General features: G+C 48.0%; 18 protein-coding genes and 2 tRNA genes. 9 read left to right on the top strand and 11 right to left on the bottom strand.

Features of this window, described 5'->3' with window-relative positions:
- Window positions 1–173: 173 nt before the first annotated feature.
- From BIT28_RS06475 to BIT28_RS06465, 3 genes are all read right to left on the bottom strand, one after another.
- Window positions 174–250 (bottom strand) — tRNA-Asp (locus BIT28_RS06475).
- 41 nt (window positions 251–291) lie between these two features.
- Window positions 292–382 (bottom strand) — tRNA-Ser (locus BIT28_RS06470).
- Between the two features lie 169 nt (window positions 383–551).
- The gene (locus tag BIT28_RS06465) at window positions 552–995 is read right to left on the bottom strand and encodes an NUDIX domain-containing protein (RefSeq protein WP_075762825.1); all 444 of its coding nucleotides are present in this window, start codon (window positions 993–995) and stop codon (window positions 552–554) included.
- Between the two features lie 141 nt (window positions 996–1,136).
- Here BIT28_RS06465 and BIT28_RS06460 point away from each other — a divergent pair, with 141 nt between their 5' ends.
- Entirely contained in the window at window positions 1,137–2,261 is a 1,125-nt protein-coding gene (locus tag BIT28_RS06460; RefSeq protein ID WP_075762824.1) for a M14 family metallopeptidase, read from the top strand.
- Between the two features lie 62 nt (window positions 2,262–2,323).
- Here BIT28_RS06460 and fliJ read toward each other — a convergent pair whose 3' ends face one another.
- From fliJ to BIT28_RS06420, 8 genes are read right to left on the bottom strand one after another with little or no spacing between them, the layout of a single operon-like run.
- Window positions 2,324–2,767, bottom strand: a complete 444-nt coding sequence (fliJ, locus tag BIT28_RS06455; protein WP_075762823.1) for a flagellar export protein FliJ — start codon at window positions 2,765–2,767, stop codon at window positions 2,324–2,326.
- A gap of 18 nt (window positions 2,768–2,785) precedes the next feature.
- Window positions 2,786–4,135, bottom strand: a complete 1,350-nt coding sequence (gene fliI, locus BIT28_RS06450) for a flagellar protein export ATPase FliI (RefSeq protein WP_075762822.1) — start codon at window positions 4,133–4,135, stop codon at window positions 2,786–2,788.
- A complete protein-coding gene (fliH, locus tag BIT28_RS06445) occupies window positions 4,128–4,898 on the bottom strand; it encodes a flagellar assembly protein FliH (protein WP_075762821.1) in 771 nt (256 codons plus the stop codon). Before fliH ends, fliI begins: the two co-directional genes overlap by 8 nt.
- Window positions 4,899–4,900: 2 nt before the next feature.
- A complete protein-coding gene (locus BIT28_RS06440) occupies window positions 4,901–5,929 on the bottom strand; it encodes a flagellar motor switch protein FliG (protein WP_075762820.1) in 1,029 nt (342 codons plus the stop codon).
- Entirely contained in the window at window positions 5,898–7,619 is a 1,722-nt protein-coding gene (gene fliF, locus BIT28_RS06435) for a flagellar basal-body MS-ring/collar protein FliF (protein WP_075762819.1), read from the bottom strand. The genes BIT28_RS06440 and fliF overlap by 32 nt, the downstream gene beginning before the upstream one ends.
- A 3-nt stretch (window positions 7,620–7,622) precedes the next feature.
- Window positions 7,623–7,991, bottom strand: coding sequence for a flagellar hook-basal body complex protein FliE (gene fliE, locus BIT28_RS06430; RefSeq protein ID WP_075762818.1), 369 nt, complete (start codon window positions 7,989–7,991; stop codon window positions 7,623–7,625).
- Window positions 7,992–8,004: 13 nt separating this feature from the next.
- On the bottom strand, window positions 8,005–9,342 hold the full coding sequence (locus BIT28_RS06425; protein WP_075762817.1) for a sigma-54-dependent transcriptional regulator: 1,338 nt from the start codon (window positions 9,340–9,342) through the stop codon (window positions 8,005–8,007).
- Window positions 9,342–10,142 carry a MotY family protein gene (locus tag BIT28_RS06420; protein ID WP_245823660.1) on the bottom strand — a complete coding sequence of 267 codons (801 nt, stop codon included), beginning with the start codon at window positions 10,140–10,142 and terminating at the stop codon, window positions 9,342–9,344. The genes BIT28_RS06425 and BIT28_RS06420 overlap by 1 nt, the downstream gene beginning before the upstream one ends.
- Before the next feature lie 570 nt (window positions 10,143–10,712).
- On the opposite strand from BIT28_RS06420, the gene BIT28_RS06415 reads away from it, so the two are divergent.
- From BIT28_RS06415 to BIT28_RS06380, 8 genes are all read left to right on the top strand, one after another.
- Window positions 10,713–11,528, top strand: coding sequence for a FliM/FliN family flagellar motor switch protein (locus BIT28_RS06415; protein ID WP_075762816.1), 816 nt, complete (start codon window positions 10,713–10,715; stop codon window positions 11,526–11,528).
- Between the two features lie 5 nt (window positions 11,529–11,533).
- Window positions 11,534–11,905: a flagellar motor switch protein FliN gene (gene fliN / locus BIT28_RS06410; RefSeq protein WP_075762815.1), complete on the top strand. Its 372-nt coding sequence runs from the start codon at window positions 11,534–11,536 to the stop codon at window positions 11,903–11,905.
- A 20-nt stretch (window positions 11,906–11,925) separates the two neighbouring features.
- On the top strand, window positions 11,926–12,678 hold the full coding sequence (gene fliP / locus BIT28_RS06405) for a flagellar type III secretion system pore protein FliP (RefSeq protein ID WP_075762838.1): 753 nt from the start codon (window positions 11,926–11,928) through the stop codon (window positions 12,676–12,678).
- Between the two features lie 14 nt (window positions 12,679–12,692).
- The gene (gene fliQ / locus BIT28_RS06400; protein ID WP_075762814.1) at window positions 12,693–12,962 is read left to right on the top strand and encodes a flagellar biosynthesis protein FliQ; all 270 of its coding nucleotides are present in this window, start codon (window positions 12,693–12,695) and stop codon (window positions 12,960–12,962) included.
- Window positions 12,962–13,738, top strand: coding sequence for a flagellar biosynthetic protein FliR (fliR, locus tag BIT28_RS06395; RefSeq protein WP_075762813.1), 777 nt, complete (start codon window positions 12,962–12,964; stop codon window positions 13,736–13,738). Before fliQ ends, fliR begins: the two co-directional genes overlap by 1 nt.
- Window positions 13,735–14,862, top strand: coding sequence for a flagellar biosynthesis protein FlhB (flhB, locus tag BIT28_RS06390; RefSeq protein ID WP_075762812.1), 1,128 nt, complete (start codon window positions 13,735–13,737; stop codon window positions 14,860–14,862). Before fliR ends, flhB begins: the two co-directional genes overlap by 4 nt.
- Before the next feature lie 67 nt (window positions 14,863–14,929).
- On the top strand, window positions 14,930–17,023 hold the full coding sequence (gene flhA, locus BIT28_RS06385; protein ID WP_075762811.1) for a flagellar biosynthesis protein FlhA: 2,094 nt from the start codon (window positions 14,930–14,932) through the stop codon (window positions 17,021–17,023).
- Window positions 17,016–17,822, top strand: coding sequence for an EAL domain-containing protein (locus BIT28_RS06380; protein ID WP_075762810.1), 807 nt, complete (start codon window positions 17,016–17,018; stop codon window positions 17,820–17,822). The genes flhA and BIT28_RS06380 overlap by 8 nt, the downstream gene beginning before the upstream one ends.
- Window positions 17,823–17,832 lie beyond the last annotated feature (10 nt).

Genomic DNA, 17,832 nt, shown 5'->3' with positions numbered 1-17,832 from the left:
GCTTCGTTGTGTNGATAAAACCAATCGCAGTCACCAGATGGTCACATTTTGGTCACAGCGGATTTTTAGTACTAATAGAAAAAGAGATTTAATCATGAAGTCTGTAAGTGGTTACTTTCGTCAAGCTCCAGATACAAAAAAGCCCCAGCATTTCTGCTGAGGCTTCGTTGTGTTGGCGGAGCGGACGGGACTCGAACCCGCGACCCCCGGCGTGACAGGCCGGTATTCTAACCAACTGAACTACCGCTCCAATTCTGTATGAAACCCGGCTTGTGCCCAATTTCTAGAATGTGGCGGAGAGATAGGGATTTGAACCCTAGATACGCTACAAACGTATGCCGGTTTTCAAGACCGGTGCTTTCAACCACTCAGCCATCTCTCCGTAAGTGCGGTGAATAATACGCAGCCCTTTGGCGATTGTAAAGCATCAACATAGTTAACTGCTCAACAGGTAACCATTTTTGATGATTTATTTCTTATTTATCTCAGCTCAGGACAAAACATGTCTGTCACGGCTAATTTTCGCACACATCTAGCGCAACTCATATTATCTAGCGGCACTTAACCTGTACTCCGGAACCCCAAAAAGCTGTTTTGTTATGACACTCACCGGCGATCAACTGACGCAATGCCTCTGGATAAAGATTATATGCGTCTAGTTTTTGCTTATGCACCCACAAAAATTCAAGATGAGCCTCGTTAGAAACAACGGGAAACTTCGAGGACAAGTCTGACTCAACACGGAAGATTAAGTTAATTTCGGCATTGAGCACGCCGTGTTCTTCCCACTCATTTTCTGCCGCACCGACAAACTCACCAATCCGACCATCAATCGATGCCTCTTCCATTAGCTCACGCTTCAATGCTGTCTTGGCCGGTTCTGCGAATTCAATATGGCCACCGGGCAAGAACGTCATGGTATCGCCAATTGCCCTGACCAGCAGTACATGCTCACCTGAGATAATAAGACCTCGCGCCAAGTAGTGAAATGCCACGTTATTTCCTCTTCTGTTTGCTGATCGGCCAATAGTAGCGGGTTTAAACAATCTGTAACAGAGTCATCCCCTCTTCATCACACCTAAAGACTATAGTTATGCTAATCTCGAACCTTCTCTCAAAAATAGATAACTACAACGATGAAAATATTCAGCAACTTTGAAAGTGGCAACATCCATGTTGTCAAAGCCGACACCCCTGAAGATATCCAGCTAACCATCCCGAATGACAACCAATCTGAGTTTTACCAATGGTTTCATTTCCGCCTGGAAACTGAAGCGCAGACTGCACACCACATCAAACTGCTGAATCTAGCAAAATCCGCCTATCCGGAAGGCTGGCAAGACTACGATGTCGTCGCATCCTATGATCGCGAGGAGTGGTTCCGCATTCCTGCCGAGTTTGACGGTGATACCCTGAGCTTTAAAGTGCTCCCGGAATACGGCTCGATGTATTTTGCCTATTTTGCCCCTTACAGCTATGACCGTCACCAGGATCTGCTGCACCAGGCACAAACTCACTTTAACTGCCAGCTGACAACCCTTGGCTCGACCCTTGACGGCAACGACATGAGCTTGCTGACAGTCGGCGAGCCGTCGGATGAGAAGAAAAATATCTGGATTATCGCCCGCCAGCACCCAGGCGAAACCATGGCAGAATGGTTTATCGAAGGCTTATTGCAGCGCCTGCTGGATGAAACCGACACCGTCGGTCGCGCCCTGCTCGATAAAGCGGTCTTTCATATCATTCCGAATATGAACCCGGACGGCAGTATTCGCGGTCACTTACGTACCAATGCCGTCGGCGTTAACCTGAATCGCGAATGGCAAACGCCATCAATGGAAAAGAGCCCGGAAGTGTATCTGGTGCGCGAGCAAATGCTGAAAACCGGGGTTGATATGTTCCTGGATATTCACGGTGACGAGGCCATTCCGTACAACTTCGTTGCAGGCAGTGAAGGGATCCCGTCCTATGACGACCGGCTAGAAAGCCTGGAGAGTAAATTCAAGCAGGCCCTGCTGACCATTACACCTGAATTTCAGGACGAACATGGGTATGACAAAGACGAACCAGGCCAAGCCAACCTGACTATCGGTTCTTGCTGGGTGGCCGAACAGTTCAAGTGCCTGTCTTACACCGTTGAGATGCCGTTTAAGGATCATATCCTTCATCCAGACAGCTTCTACGGCTGGTCCCCAGAGCGCAGCGTTGCATTCGGGCAGGATGTATTGGCGGCAGTACTGGCTGTTGCAGATGATATTTAGGCTTCACAAATAACAAGAAGCTCCTAATAACAAACAGACTGGCCTTCGCTGGCCAGCCTGTACTAAAGTCGCTTCCTTTTACGACGAGCATTAATTAGATCTTCAATCTGTTTTTGCTCTTTTTTCGCCTGCTCATAATGCTGCTTGGCTTTCCAGCGTTCCAATACCGTTTCCAGCCCCTTCACCTTGGCATGACAAGCTTCAAGCTGAGACTTTGCCCGTAGGCATTCTGCATCCATCACCGCTTTTTCATGCTGATGGTGATGGAGCATCCTGCTGAGCATCAGCTGTACACTGGCAGTATTCTGCAAAACTGTACTACTCATGTGTGCAGAGCCATTAGCACCTAACGTCTGACAAGCTGCTTTCAACGCACCAAGGGCATTCAACTGTTGCTCAAAATAGCTTGCTTGCTGCTGCTGTTGTTCAAAAACCTTGCTCTGGCGGTCACGGTTTTGCTCGGCGATTTGCTGCAGCTTACTAACAGCCCGCACTTTATTTTTCACCAGATCCTCCTAGCAGCCTTATTGAACAGCCCCAGCTTGCTGACTAAACAACTGAGCCAGATGAGTCAGGCTGCTTGGGTAATCAGTCACTTCATCTACCGCTTGCATCAAAAATGCTTTCAATTGCGGTTGCTGCATCACGGCTTGATCAAGGTCTGGATCTTGTCCTGGCTGATATCCCCCTAACGGCAGCAATTCTTTTACTTGAAGATAATTAGCGTTAAGTTGCCGGAATTGGTTCGCCACGGTGACATGTGCTTGCTCGGTACAATTACTCATACACCGGCTGATCGACGCATTGATATCAATCGCCGGATAATGCCCTTGCTCTGCAAGTGTTCGGGATAACACCACATGGCCATCAAGGATAGCTCGAGCAGAATCAACCACAGGATCTTGCTGATCATCTCCTTCTGCCAGCACAGTATAAATTGCGGTCAAGCTCCCCTCAGGGTGCTCACCGTTACCAGCACGCTCCAATAATTGAGGCAGCAAGCTAAAGACCGATGGCGGATAACCACGCGAGGCCGGCGGTTCACCTAACGATAAAGCAATTTCACGTTGCGCCATGGCATAGCGGGTCAGTGAATCCATCAGCAATAAAACGTCTTTACCCTGATCGCGAAAATACTCTGCGACCCGGTGGCAAAGCTTGGTCGCACGCAAACGCATCAATGGCGACTCATCAGCTGGCGCTGCAATAATGATGGCGCGCTTGAGCCCTTCCTCGCCGAGATTATGTTCAATGAATTCACGTACTTCACGGCCTCGCTCACCAATCAAACCCACCACTATCACATCTGCCGTGGTGTTTTTGGTGATCATACCCATCAGCACACTTTTTCCGACCCCGCTACCCGCCATCAGACCGATACGCTGGCCTTTACCCAGTGTTATCAAGCCATTAATGGCGCGAATTCCCACATCTAACGGGGTATCAACCGGACGTCGCTTCAGTGGATTAATCGGGCAAGGTTCGAGAGAAACGCGCTCTCCCCCTTTCAGAGGGATACCGTCATCCAGCGGATCCCCCAACCCATTGAGCACTCTTCCCAGCCAATGTTCGCCGATGTGAACCGTACTGTCACCATCAAGCGGGATCACTTTGGCCCCCGCAAACAAGCCGCCAAGCTGCCGGATTGGCATCAAATACGTGATGCTATGATCAAAGCCTACTACCTGAGCCTCAATCATTTCACCATCGTCAGCTTCGACCAGGCAACGTTGTTCGAGCTTAAACCGGCAGCCTACCGCCTGTAACATCAAACCGTTAACTTTCACCAGCCGACCAGTAACCCGGGCAACAGGAATAGACTCCAGCGAAGCCAACGCATCATTGAGTCGATCTGCCAATAAGCCACTACTCACCTATCATCTCCTGCGCATGGGGAGCTGACGTTTCAACGTTATTATCGCCATCCAATAAGTGCTCGCGTACGTTTTCCATACAGGCTTCCAACCTAGCGTCACAGCTAGCGTCTGCCTCGGCATGATCAGTTACTAACTGACAGCCGCCGACAGGCAGATCCTTGTTGGCAACCAGCTTCCACGCAGCTGGCAGCTCTGCATTAATATTAGTGATTCTCTCTAAATCCTGAGGATTGAGGTGTACCACTACTTTCTCTGTCTTACCGGGCAGAGCCTCGAGAGTTTCATCCACCAACGCCAAGATTTGCTGGGGCATCAAGGTCAGCTCGGCACGGATCACTTGCTGGGCAACCTTCTGCACCAGCTCGCAAATAAACTGCCGCTGCTCACGCTCTTTTTCGGCTTGCCATGCAGCGATTTTGTCAAACAGAGCATTAACCGGACGGACAGCAGCGTTAAAGATATCTTTGCCAGCTTGCTCGCCATTTTTATAACCTTGCTGAAAGCCCTCTTTTTGCCCGTCTAACAAGCCTTGCTGTTTTCCCTGCTCCAAACCTTGGCGCAGCCCCTCATCATGACCTTGCTGCAATCCTTGTTGAAAACCTTCTTCCAACCGCTGCTGCAATTCAAATTGGTTATCTTGCCAACTCTCACCTTCATCAAGTGTGGTCAGTGAAGTCTCTTTCACAGGTTCAGCAACGGGCGGAAAACGATGTGGACGGTACTGGCCAGGCTGAAGCCGTATGACTTTCGTTGTTTTCATGACTACTCCACAGTAGGTTCCTGATATAGCAACAACTCAATATCGCCATTGTCGGAAAGCTCGCGGACAACCTGCATGATATCCTGACGCGTCTTTTCGACCTGGCTGATCGCGACTGCGCCCCGTACTGCCATCTCATCTTCTAAAGTTTTCACCATACGCTGCGGCATCGAGCGCTTTATTGCTTGCTGCAAACTGATCTCTGATCCTTTTAAAGCCAAAGCCCACATGCTAATCGGGACTTCCTGCACAAGTCGAACCATGGTAGCTTCGTGCTGGCGACCAAGTACCATGAAGTCAAACATATTTTCTTCAATTTCTTTCACTACACTTTCATCATGCAGCTTCAGTAACTCCATCAACTGGCCGCGATTCCCTTCAAAGCGGTTGATAATATCGGCCGCCTGCTTAGCACCTGAAATCGGTGCACTTTGGGTCATCGAAATGTGGTCGATACAACGTTCGATGAGCTCATTGAGATCTTTAGCGACTTCATGGTCAATCTCCTGCAAACGAGCAATACGATAAATCAGCTCATCATGATAGTCCGGCGGCATTTTTGCTAAAACATCCGAGGAGCTTTCAGCTGGTAAATACGCTAAAAATATAGCCTGCATCTGGGGGTGTTCCTGGCTGATATACTTTGCCAGCACCTCTGCATCCACCCACTGCAAACGTTGCATATTATTCCTTAGCTCATCACCATAAATGTTATTTAATAGCCCTTTGGCCAAATCATTCCCCAAGGCTTTGCGCAGAGTATTCGACAAGTATTCCTTGGATGCCCCGCGGATACCACTGTGTTCCCTAAAATCATCAAAGAAGTGCTGAATAATCTCTTTCGCATTATCACTCTTGATGCCGCTCAGTTTTGCCATGGAATGAGTAACGCGCTGTACTTCGTCACGGCTAAAATGCTGCAACACCTGAGAAGCGGCTTCTTCCCCCATTCCCAACAGCACCAGCGCCGTTTTCTCGACAGTATTAAGCTTGGCTGATTCAGACATTTTCGTTGTGTACGTGCTGTTCATTCACATTCACCCATTGTTTCAGTACTTCTGCTACCCGTTCTGGCTCTTCATTGGCAATCAGCTGCAAATGCTTGAGCTGAATTTCCAATGGTGATCCCGGAGGCGGTAAGAGTTCGTGGTTCGTATCCAATGCCGAGCTATTGACATCGATGCCTTTATCAGCAAGCCGTCTGTCGAGTACTTTCTCATGCTCACGCTCGGCACGGGTCTGAAGGTTACTGTCGTAGTCTTCATCTTCTTCTGGCGGCGCAAACTCCAGCTCTTCTTTTCTCCGGTCGATCCCCATCAGGTGATTGATTAGCGGACGCAATACAAAAAAGATCATCGACAGCCCGAGAATACCTCCAATCACATAACGGATCGGCTGCTGAATAGTAGGATCTTGCCACCAAGGGATCGCTGGTGGGGTTTCAATCTCGACTGGCGTAAAGTTAAAACTCATCAAGCTCAGATTGTCACCTCGAGCAGCGGAAATACCGACAGCATCTGATACCATGGTTGTAATTTGCTGCTTCTCTGCATCAGTCCAGACACCGCCATTGGGCGCTGCAGCTGAGTTCAACAATACTGAGACGGTCAGCTTCCTCAGCTGTCCCTGCTGATATTGAGTCTGGCGAACGCTCGTTCCTAGGGCATACTGACGGTTAATTTCTGAACGCTCTGTAGTATTTTTGCTGTCTTGTGTTTCGGGCTCTTCTACCACAGGTGGTTTGTTACTCAGCGATCCTGGTACTCCCAGAGCAATCTTATCAATGGAGTTGTTTTGAATACTGTGCTCGCTTCTGACTACCGGCGTCGAGTCAATAATTTCCTGTGTCTCCTTGGTACGACTGAAATCAAGATCTGCTGCGACCTGAACCCGGAAATTACTTGGCCCGACAATAGGGGTAAGCATATCCGCGGCACGCTGAATCACCTGCTTTTCAAAATTTTTCTGGTAATCAAGATACTTGGCATTCACCTTGCCAACTTCAGAAGCACCAATCTCAGCACTTAACAAACGTCCATACTGATCAACCACCGACACATTCTCAGGCTTCATCGCTGTTACACTGCCGGTGACCAGGTTAATAATGGCTTCAACTTGTTCTGTTTTTAGATCTTCACCCGGTTTCAGCTCTACCATCACCGAAGCTGACGGCGCTTCGCTATTTTGACGAACAAACAACGTCTGGCGAGGGATTGCCAAGTGCACCCGGGCATTAGTGACTGCATTAAGGGCGATAATAGTACGTACCAACTCGCCTTCCAGACCATGGCGATAACGCGCTGTCTCCATGAACTGGCTCGTACCCAGCGAGGAGTCATCTTTCAGGGAGTCCAGCCCAGTAGGCAGTTTGGCTTTTACCCCTTTGGCCGCCAACAGCATCCGAATGCGTGCTACCTCGCCTTCGCCGACCAACACCTGACCGTTTTCCTCTTGCAGGCGGTAAGGGATCCCCTCGGTTTCCAGAACAGAGATAATTTCACCAGTATCGAAACGTTCTTGCTGGCTATAAAGCGGGCGGTAATTTTGGGTCGAGCTCCATAACGCCACGACAATGATGGCCGCAACAATCGCCGCCAGCACCGCTGAGAGCACAAGGTTACGCTGGCTGCTATACCAAAAATGCCTGGCTCGCTCAGTCAACGAGTCCATAGTGTTGTCGCCGGTACCCGCCGATATTGGTTGAGAGATAATTTCAGACATAATTTACACCGGCATCTTCATAATATCTTCAAACGACATGACCACTTTGTTTCTCACCTGCATCAGCGCAGAAAACGACAAACTGGCCTTCTGGCTAGCAATCATGGCACCGACTAAATCGTCGCTTTTTCCAGTTTCCACCGCTGTCATTTTGGCACTGGCTTCTGATTGATGGCTATTTACCACATTCAGTACCTTGTGCATCGCACCCGCGAAGGACAAAGGAGGATTGAGCTGGGAAGCCCCAACCTGCTGGTCAATCGGGTTCTCTGACACCACAAAATCGGCTTGTATCCGATGTTGCATATTCTGCATTTTTTCCAGCATTAGCTGTTCAGAGGAAACCAATTGAGTCATTGAATTATTTGCCATATTGTTTCTCCTTTTAAGCGGCGGATCCCAGCTCTGCCTGTAAATCAATGCCCTGCTCACGCATAGCTGCCAACTTATAACGTAAACCGCGAGTCGTTACTCCCAAGGCCTTAGCAGTCCGGGTTCGGTTGCCACCAAACTGCTTTAAGACGTCAAGAATGTATTGAAATTCAGCCATTTTCTTTGCTTCGATATGGCCGTTATCGACAACAGGCTTCGCCATTGTCTGCACTTTTGACGAATCGATGGGTAACATCAGATCTTGTGCGGTAATAAAATCACCATGACGCATAACCAGTGCGCGCTGTATAACATTCTCAAGCTCACGAATGTTGCCAGGCCAGTGGTACTGAGATAATGCAGCCTTGGCATCTGCAGATAACTGACAGGTACTCATTTCCTGGTACTTATTAATGAAGAACTGACTCAAAGGCAGAATATCTTCAACACGTTCACGCAACGGCGGCCAATGCAATGGCAATACATCCAGACGATAATAAAGATCTTCGCGAAACGTCCCCTCCTGAACTGCCACTCGCAAGTCTTTATTGGTCGCCGCTACCACACGAATATCTAGCGGAATGGCTTTATGGCTGCCTATTTTCTCGACTTCGCGCTCCTGTAACACACGCAACAGCTTTGCTTGCAATGACGGCGACATTTCGGCGATCTCGTCCAGTAAGATCGTACCGCCGTTGGCTTCTTCAAACTTTCCTGTCTGTGTTTGCGTTGCCCCGGTAAATGCCCCTTTCATATGACCAAAAAGAACGGCTTCAAGCATAGACTCCGGGATTGCGGCACAGTTTACGGCAATAAACGGCTGCTCACTTCGATGGGACTGCTGGTGGACATAGCGTGCGAGCACTTCCTTCCCCGTACCTGACTCACCGGTAATCAGGACACTGGCATTAGTACAGGCAGCACGATGTGCCAACTGCAGGATCTGCTTGCTGCGCCACGACTCTGCAACAATATTTGCCATCGGTTGTTCAAGTGCATCAACGCGATGGAGTAAACTCAACAATTGATCAGCTTCAAAGGGGCGTAACAAATAATCTGTCGCTCCCGCTTTCATTGCATCGGCTGCGAGCAAACCTTCATCTTGCTCAACAATCGCAATCGCTACACGCCCTTTGTTTCCGCTTAACTGCTGATTGCTCTTGATCCATTCTGTCAAGCTGATATCAGGCAATGTCGAGCTCACCAAGGTAATTGCAGCTCTTTGATCATGTAAACCTGAACGCCCAGACGTAGCATGGCTGACTTGATAGCCCGCCTGCTCTAATACCGCTGTAACCTTTCTGGCAATGTTCAAATCTGGTTCGATAAGTTGAATATATTTATGGAACATTACTGAACCTTACTGTTCGTTATTGACCCGCCACGGATCACCCTGATGGTAACCCGACGGTTCTTCGCCTTACCTTTTTCTGACGCATTGCTTGCAACAGGGTAGCGAGAACCGTGGGAGCGAACCTGAATTATCGAGGCTCTCACTCCAGCTTCTTCAAGAAAACTGGCAACATCATCAGCCCTTACCCTAGAGATCTGGAGATTAGCCAGCGATGACCCGACGTTATCGGTATGCCCATCAATCAACACTTTTTGAACGCCTTGGTCTAACTTAATATATTCAGCCAATTGCTTAAGAGAGGCTCTTTGATCTGACGTCGCGACCCGTTGCCCCAGGTCAAAAGCCAGAACCAAGTCTCTCGCTTGCTCGTAAGACATCGCTGGCAACGCAGAACGGCACCGATTGAAGGCATTAAGCGGCTCCGTGATACGAACACTAGGTAACTGGACAGTAAATGCATCCTGCTGAGTAGGCGATGAAACAGATAACTTCATCCACGCCCCTCGTGAAATAGCTTGTAATAACTCATCAATCGAGTCGTTAAACACAAATTCATGCGCGGACAACCATGCCCCTTCACCACCAACGGTCACAGCCTGCTCCGGTTGTTCCCAAGGTGAATCGAGCTTATACAAACGGGCTGTTTTATAGTGTTTGGGCAACTGGTAACTTCGCACTTGTAATACCAGTTTATTATTAGGTTCAGCTCTAAAAGTAACCTGCCCAAATTTATTTACATTTTTATTTAATAAACACTGAAAATGGTCGCCTTTATATTCCCATTTAACCAAATCCATCGGAACGGATATATTTTGCGCATTTACCAAGCCAACATTAAAGGTAAAAAGCAATATTACACTTTTATTACAAGTCATAATACGCATGAGCACCCTCTCTTTGCTCACTATCTTCATATTCTTTTAGGGAATTATTATATAATGGTTACTTAGCTTTCATTACGGTGATAAAACCACCTAATAAAAACTTCTAAAATAAAGCAAAACAGAGAATCGATATATATTTGACACTTCCCTGACATTTACTTGACGCCTTTAAATGAACACAATTCAAAACTAGGGAGAATCAAAAAAATGAATAAAAACAACAGAGTAAATCGATTTCATATATTGCGAACAATAAGCAACTTCCGTTGCGCCATTAAAAGTTACACTTATTTATATATATGAAAACCATATATTGTAATTAAAAAACAACATGTGGACTAATATCACACATTTGCATTAATTAGATTAAAACTCATAAAAATATCAGGGTAGACTACATCCTCAAGCTTACAACTTATATTTATATCAACAAGCAAAGCTTAGGTTATAAAGTGGTTTCATATCGGCATGTGAATATACAAAATGAAGTTAACTGAAATGGAAAGTCATAAAAAATGCCCTACATTGAATGTTGAGCTCTTAGGCAAACCTATACATTCAATTCGAGATGAGTTAAACACGATTCTAGATCAGGCTTCTTCATCTTTATGTCTGAAGTTACAAAGATGGATATCAAGTGTTGATATTTCTCTTGAATATAAAGGTATTGAGCTACATAAGTGCAATAATCAACCTCATGCACATATGGCATCAACATTCAGCCACCAGCATCAAGGGTTACTTCGAGCCTCAATAGCTCAGAATATCCTGCTTAACCTCTCTGATCACTTTTACGCCGCTGCTATACACCGGCAAGTCGATGCGGCTTGTACCGTAACCAGTAGTGACAGTCGGCTTCAGCAGCGCATGGGACAGCTCGTTGCCAGCTATATCGCTCCTGAAAACATGTGGCAAAGTACTGAAGCCTCTTTCAGCGATGAAATAGGATTACAAGCCACTTTTATCATCAAACATGGCAATACGAGCGGTGAGCTCCTTATCGAACTGGATGCAATCTTGATTCAGACTCTGATTGATGAGCTGGTTGTTGATTCCCAAGAGCCCATTCAAGCCAAGTTTGCTGATGCATTGAGCAGAACCCCCGTAAAAATGAACGCCGTACTGTGCCGTAAGAAAATGCCACTTGATCAGGTATTGAACCTACAGCCAAATGACATCATCAACATCGATTTACTATCCAATGTACCTGTCAGCATTGGGCAAGAACACTTATTCAATGGACGAGTGGCTGAGCAAAACAACCAACTCGTCCTGATACTGAAAGACCTTAAGGATTAACACTGATGAGCGATATAACTGACCAGAGTACTTTCGATACCGATGATCTGAACTTTGATGATTTGCACCTCGAGCAACTCGAGCCAAAGTCAGATATTCCCTTTACTCCTGATATCCCTGTACGTGACCTAAGCTTTTTCAAGAAAATTCCTGTCACTGTGACGTTGGAGGTATCGAGCACAGAGATCTCGCTTGGCGAGCTAATGAAGGCTGGTGAGGGTTGTGTTATCGAGTTAGATAAATTAAACGGCGAACCGCTGGACGTCAAAGTAAACGGTTCACTGATGGGCCATGCCGAAGTAGTGGTAGTAAACGAAAAGTATGGTCTGCGCCTGATCGATATTGTCGACTCCCCGCTAAATTCGGTAGGCAGCTAGACATGGTATTTCCACGGTTCATGACGTTGGCTTGGCGTGTCATCTTGGGGGTCGGAGTGCTAGCCGCACTGGCTAGCTTTCCAACCTATGCCGCCGACAATGGCGGCTTATCATTCCTGACTGTTACAGACGGGCAAAGCGAACAGGAATACAGTGTTAAGCTGCAGATCCTGCTGCTGATGACCGCTCTGAGCTTTCTTCCAGCCTTCCTGTTAATGGCCACCAGCTTTACCCGAATCATCATTGTATTGGCAATACTTCGCCAAGCGCTGGGGCTACAGCAAAGCCCCCCTAACCGAGTGATGGTCGGAATTGCCCTTTCACTAACGATTCTGATCATGCGCCCAGTCTGGAGCGACGTCTATGACAATGCATTCATGCCCTATGACAACGGTGAAATCACCCTGATGCAGGCTTTCTCTGTGGCAGAAAAACCAGTGCGTGAGTTCATGTTAAGTCAAACCCAGCAAAACTCGCTCGAACAAATGTTGCGGATCGCCAACGAGCCGCTGGATCTGAAAGCCGAAGATATTTCCTTCGCGATAGTGCTGCCTGCCTTTGTGATCAGCGAGCTTAAGACAGCCTTTCAGATCGGCTTTATGCTATTTATCCCGTTTCTAATCATTGATTTGGTCGTAGCCAGTGTATTGATGGCAATGGGGATGATGATGCTGTCACCACTGATCATTTCGCTGCCGTTCAAGTTGGTGGTCTTCGTGCTTGTTGATGGCTGGGCTATGACGGTCGGTACCCTGTCCGCCAGTTTTGGGTAGCAGGGAGCATCATTATGACACCTGAACTTGCCGTTACCCTCTTCTCCAACGCCATCTGGACTATCATCAGCATCGTAATCGTGCTGGTGATCCCCGGCCTGTTAGTCGGTCTGATTATTGCTGTATTTCAGGCTGCCACCCAGATCAATGAACAAACCCTGAGCTTTCTGCCCCGCTTACTGGTCACTTTCCTGATGGTTATCTTTGCGGGTCACTGGATGCTAAGAAAAATAATGGAACTGTTTGATTACTTGTTTCACAACATACCGGGGATGATCGGTTAATGAATGTCACCTTTGCCGAAATCTCTACTTGGCTCGGTCAACTTTGGTGGCCCTTCTTTCGTATGGGGGCTGCAATGCTGGCTATGCCATTTTTCGGCGATGCCCTCATCCCGGTATGGGTTCGTGCACTGCTGGTACTCTCTCTGGTAGTGATCACCGCTCCATTAATGCCAGTTATGCCAGCGGTCGATTTGTTATCTTTCACGGCTTTATTCCTGGCTTTAGAACAAGCAATATGGGGAATTTTCTTCGGCCTCATCATTCATTTGCTATTTTCAGTGCTTACCATGCTCGGGCAAATCGTCTCGTTGCAAATGGGGCTGGGGATGGCGGTGATGAACGACCCGGTCAATGGAATGTCAGTGGCTATTCTGGGCCGAATGTTTTTAGTTTTCTCCACCCTGTTGTTTCTGGCGCTCGAAGGTCATCTTCTGGTCATTGATATTTTGGTGCAAAGTTTTTCTGTCTGGCCTGTGGGTTCCGGATTATCCGTTCCATCGCTGCAGCTTGTGGTGAACATGTTTGGCTGGATGTTTGCTTCAGCCCTGGCACTGGCACTTCCGGCTATTGTCTCAATGTTACTGGCCAACATCAGCTTTGGTGTAATGAACCGTGCAGCTCCCAGCCTAAATGTCTATGCGCTAGGCTTCCCGATGACCATGCTGCTGGGATTATTCAGCGTACTACTCTCGGTGAGTGGTGTTCCGGGGCGCTATACCGAACTGGTCCACACCACCTTGGAGCAACTGCGACATTATTCTATGGGGGGGCTATGAGCGACAACTCAGCACAGGATAAAACAGAAAAAGCGTCCCCCCAGAAAGTTAAAAAAGCCCGTCAGGAAGGACAGATCCCCCGTGCCAAGGATTTTACCACTGCCGTTATTTTTCTGATTGTAGCGCTATTTTTCTATACCCAGCTTGACAGCATCTGGCAAAGCATCACAGGTGTGTTCACTTTTAATATGAGCATCACCCGGGCCGATCTAGCCAACCCCTGGCAAGCTATCGAACACCTTGGAAATAGCCTTGCCATCATCATTGAGCTCCTGTTGCCCCTGTTTTTGGTGATCTTGGTTGCTACCATTGGCAGCAGCCTAGTACTGGGTGGGTGGATATTCCACCCCGCCAGCGTCATGCCGAAGCTCTCCAAAATTAGCCCAATCTCTGGGATGAAGCGCATCATCTCCACTCGCTCATTAGTCGAGCTGGTAAAATCATCGCTCAAAGTCGTAGTTATTCTCTCATTGCTTTATTACTACCTTGATAACAACCTCGCACAACTTCTTGGTATGCAAAGCCTGCCGCTGAAACAAGGCGTGGTGATGATCATGCGGATATTGTTTGAGGGAGTGCTGTTAATGGGGATCGCGCTGTTGCTATTCGGACTGGTAGATATTCCCTATCAGCGATGGGAGCACCTTAGGCAGCTCAAGATGAGCAAGCAAGAGCTCAAAGAAGAGTACAAGAACAACGAAGGTCGTCCTGAAGTTAAACAACGAATTCGCCAGATCCAACAGCAATTTGCACGCCGTAAGATCGAAAAAACCGTGCCTCAGGCGGATGTTGTGATTGTCAATCCGACTCATTACGCGGTAGCGATCAAATATGATCCGTCGCTGTCAGATGCCCCGTTTGTGGTAGCGAAAGGCATAGATGAAACCGCACAGCATATCCAGCGAATTGCTCGTGAAAGCCAGGTGGAGATTCTGAGTTCACCACCGCTCACCCGCGCCATATATCACACAACGCAACTAGAGCAGGCCGTACCCAGCCAGCTATATACCGCGGTCGCACACGTTCTCACTTATGTTCTCCAACTGAAATCTTTTCGTAAAGGCCAGGGAGAGCAACCGCCCCCCCTGCCCTCGTTTGCAATACCAAAACACTTACAACATTGATTGAAATAATGAACAACAAGACATTTGCACTATGCAAAGGCATTTATAGCAGCAAGAAGGACAACGCATGCTTAATTGGCTAAATAACCTCAAACACTCCACTAAAGGATTTGTCGGCATCCCCATTGTCCTGTTAATGATCCTGGCAATGGTCATTTTGCCCCTGCCACCGATCCTGCTTGATGCGCTGTTTACGTTTAATATTGTACTCGCTGTGCTGGTTTTGCTCGTCAGTACCACGGCCAAAAGACCGCTGGATTTCTCTGTCTTCCCGACTATTTTGCTGGTCGCAACATTAATGCGCCTGACATTGAATGTCGCCTCGACCCGTGTCGTACTTTTAGAAGGGCATAACGGGGGAGATGCAGCAGGTAAAGTCATCCAGTCCTTCGGGGAAGTTGTGATTGGCGGCAACTATGTCGTGGGTATGGTCATTTTCGTGATCCTAATGATCATCAACTTTGTCGTGATCACCAAAGGTGGGGAACGAATTTCTGAAGTGGCCGCCCGCTTTACCCTCGATGCCCTGCCAGGCAAGCAAATGGCAATCGATGCCGACCTTAATGCCGGGCTGATTGACCAGGATAAAGCTAAGCTTCGCCGCCGGGAGGTTGCCAATGAAGCCGATTTCTATGGCTCGATGGACGGTGCCTCAAAGTTTGTGCGAGGTGATGCCATTGCCGGCCTTCTTATCTTATTTATCAATATCATCGGCGGGATCAGCATTGGTGTCTTTGAACACGGACTGGCGGCGTCTGAAGCCTTCAAGACCTATGCTCTGCTGACAATTGGTGATGGCCTGGTTGCCCAAATCCCTTCACTGCTGTTGGCTACCTCTGCCGCAATCATCGTCACCCGCATTAATGACAGCGATGATGATATGGCTCAGGCCATGCAAAGCCAGCTGCTTGCCTCTCCGGCCACTTTATTTACAGTCGCGAGTGTCATGCTCATCATCGGTCTGGTACCGGGCATGCCGCATCTGGCTTTCTTCTCATTTGCTGCTGTCCTTGTCTTTGCAGGCTGGCGCCAGTTGAAGGCTCCAAACCGCGATGACCCACTTGAAGAAGTGCATGCCCTCAGCGAAGCTATGCAGCAAGAAAGTGAGCAGCAACTAACTTGGGATGACATTCCCCATGTACACAGCTTATCACTGGCACTCGGTTTTCGGCTTGTTCACCTGGTCAACAAAGACCAAGGTGCCCCGCTGTCCCAACGTATTCGTGGAGTGAGGAAAAACCTTTCTGAGCAAGTCGGTTATCTGCTTCCAGAAGTTAACATCCGCGACAACCTCAGCCTAAAGCCCAACCAGTATACAATATCTGTTCATGGCGAAATCATCGAACAAGGGTTTATCGAGCCCGAGCGTCTGATGGCGATTGCCGTGGGTGAAACTTATGGTGAGGTCGACGGCATTTTAGGCAATGATCCTGCCTACCAGTTACCTGCAGTATGGATCCAGCACGATGACAAAGCCAAGGCTCTGAACATGGGGTACCAAGTGGTCGATGATGCGACAGTCATTGCGACTCACTTAAGCAAAATCATGAAAACCCAACTTTCGGAGCTGTTCACCCACGATGACGTCGAACTATTAAACCAGCGTCTTGCCCAGCAGGCTCCCAAGCTGGCCGAGGCATTGGGTACTGCGCTACATGCCGGCCAACAGCTAAAAGTGTACCGCCAGCTGCTTCTTGATCAGGTTCCACTGAAAGATATTCGCACCATCGCCAACACCATGCTTGAAAGTGCCGAAAACACCAAAGATCCGATTCTGATTGCCGCCGATGTGCGTTGCAGCCTACGCCGTACCCTGGTTAACCTGATTAACGGCGACCGCAAGGAGCTAAATGTCTATGCCCTATCGGACGAACTGGAGCAAATGCTGATAACGTCGCTGCAGCAAGCTCAGGCAAGCGGACCCGTAATGCTCGATAGCTTCCCGATTGAACCCAATATCCTCAATCAGTTCCAGCAGAACCTGCCCGTTGTGAAACAGCAGTTGAAGCAACAAGGCCTGGCCCCTGTCTTGCTGGTGATGCCACAACTCCGACCGCTATTATCACGATATGCCCGTACCTTCGCGCAGGGGCTGGCGGTGCTGTCTTACAACGAAGTGCCAGAAAACAAGCAAATCAATGTGGTAGGTAACCTTGGATAGATTAACAACCCATGACGCTCTGTATAACTTTGTGACGAACCTAGTTCCTTCGCTGACAAGAACAAAAGACGATGCGATCATTCTTGATGCATTTCAGTCCAATGATATTCGTCATGTATGTCAGGCTATCCGAAACGCCCAGACCAATGAGGTGAAGTATCAGCACCTGACACTGCGGTTTGGCGGCAACAGCGAGCAAAGTGTGTATAGCTTTGATCTCTCACGGCAAATGACATTTTGCCTCGATATGTACAGTCTGTATTTGGCCGTCAAGCATATTAGTTTTCAGCTCGAGATATTTCACCCGGATATGATCAGCAGCCTGGTGGTACCTATCAAGGCAGAAACCCTCAACTGGCCTTTAGGGCAAGCGTTCTTGCAACAGATTTTCTACTACCACAGAGATGCCCTTTCGCACATTACACCGTGTGTCCAACTGCATACCGGAAACTTGGATCAACTCAGTCTATCAAGCAATATCGCCTCGCTCAGGAACAAGGCGACAAGCCTATGGGTTGATATATATACCCCCTCCGAGTACCTCGATTTTCTGGAACAATGCACTCCAGATGCAATTAAAGTTTCCCAACCATTAGAGACAAAGGAAATGAAGGAGGGTCTTATTCCTATCGTTCACTTTGTTCGTAAAAACAATATAAAATTCATTGCTGGAAGAGTTGCGACTCAAAAAGATCTTAACCAGTTTAAATTATTAGGTGCCAGTTACTACTTCGGTTATATAAGTGACATACCAAGAACCATGCAAACCAAAACAATCCGTTTGGTTTCAAACACTTAAAATATTAATG

The organism is Photobacterium proteolyticum (assembly GCF_001939735.1).
In the GTDB taxonomy this organism is placed as follows: domain Bacteria; phylum Pseudomonadota; class Gammaproteobacteria; order Enterobacterales; family Vibrionaceae; genus Photobacterium; species Photobacterium proteolyticum.
The sequence above is the reverse complement of the archived record's forward strand: the minus strand, read 5'-3'. Positions and strand labels throughout refer to the sequence as shown.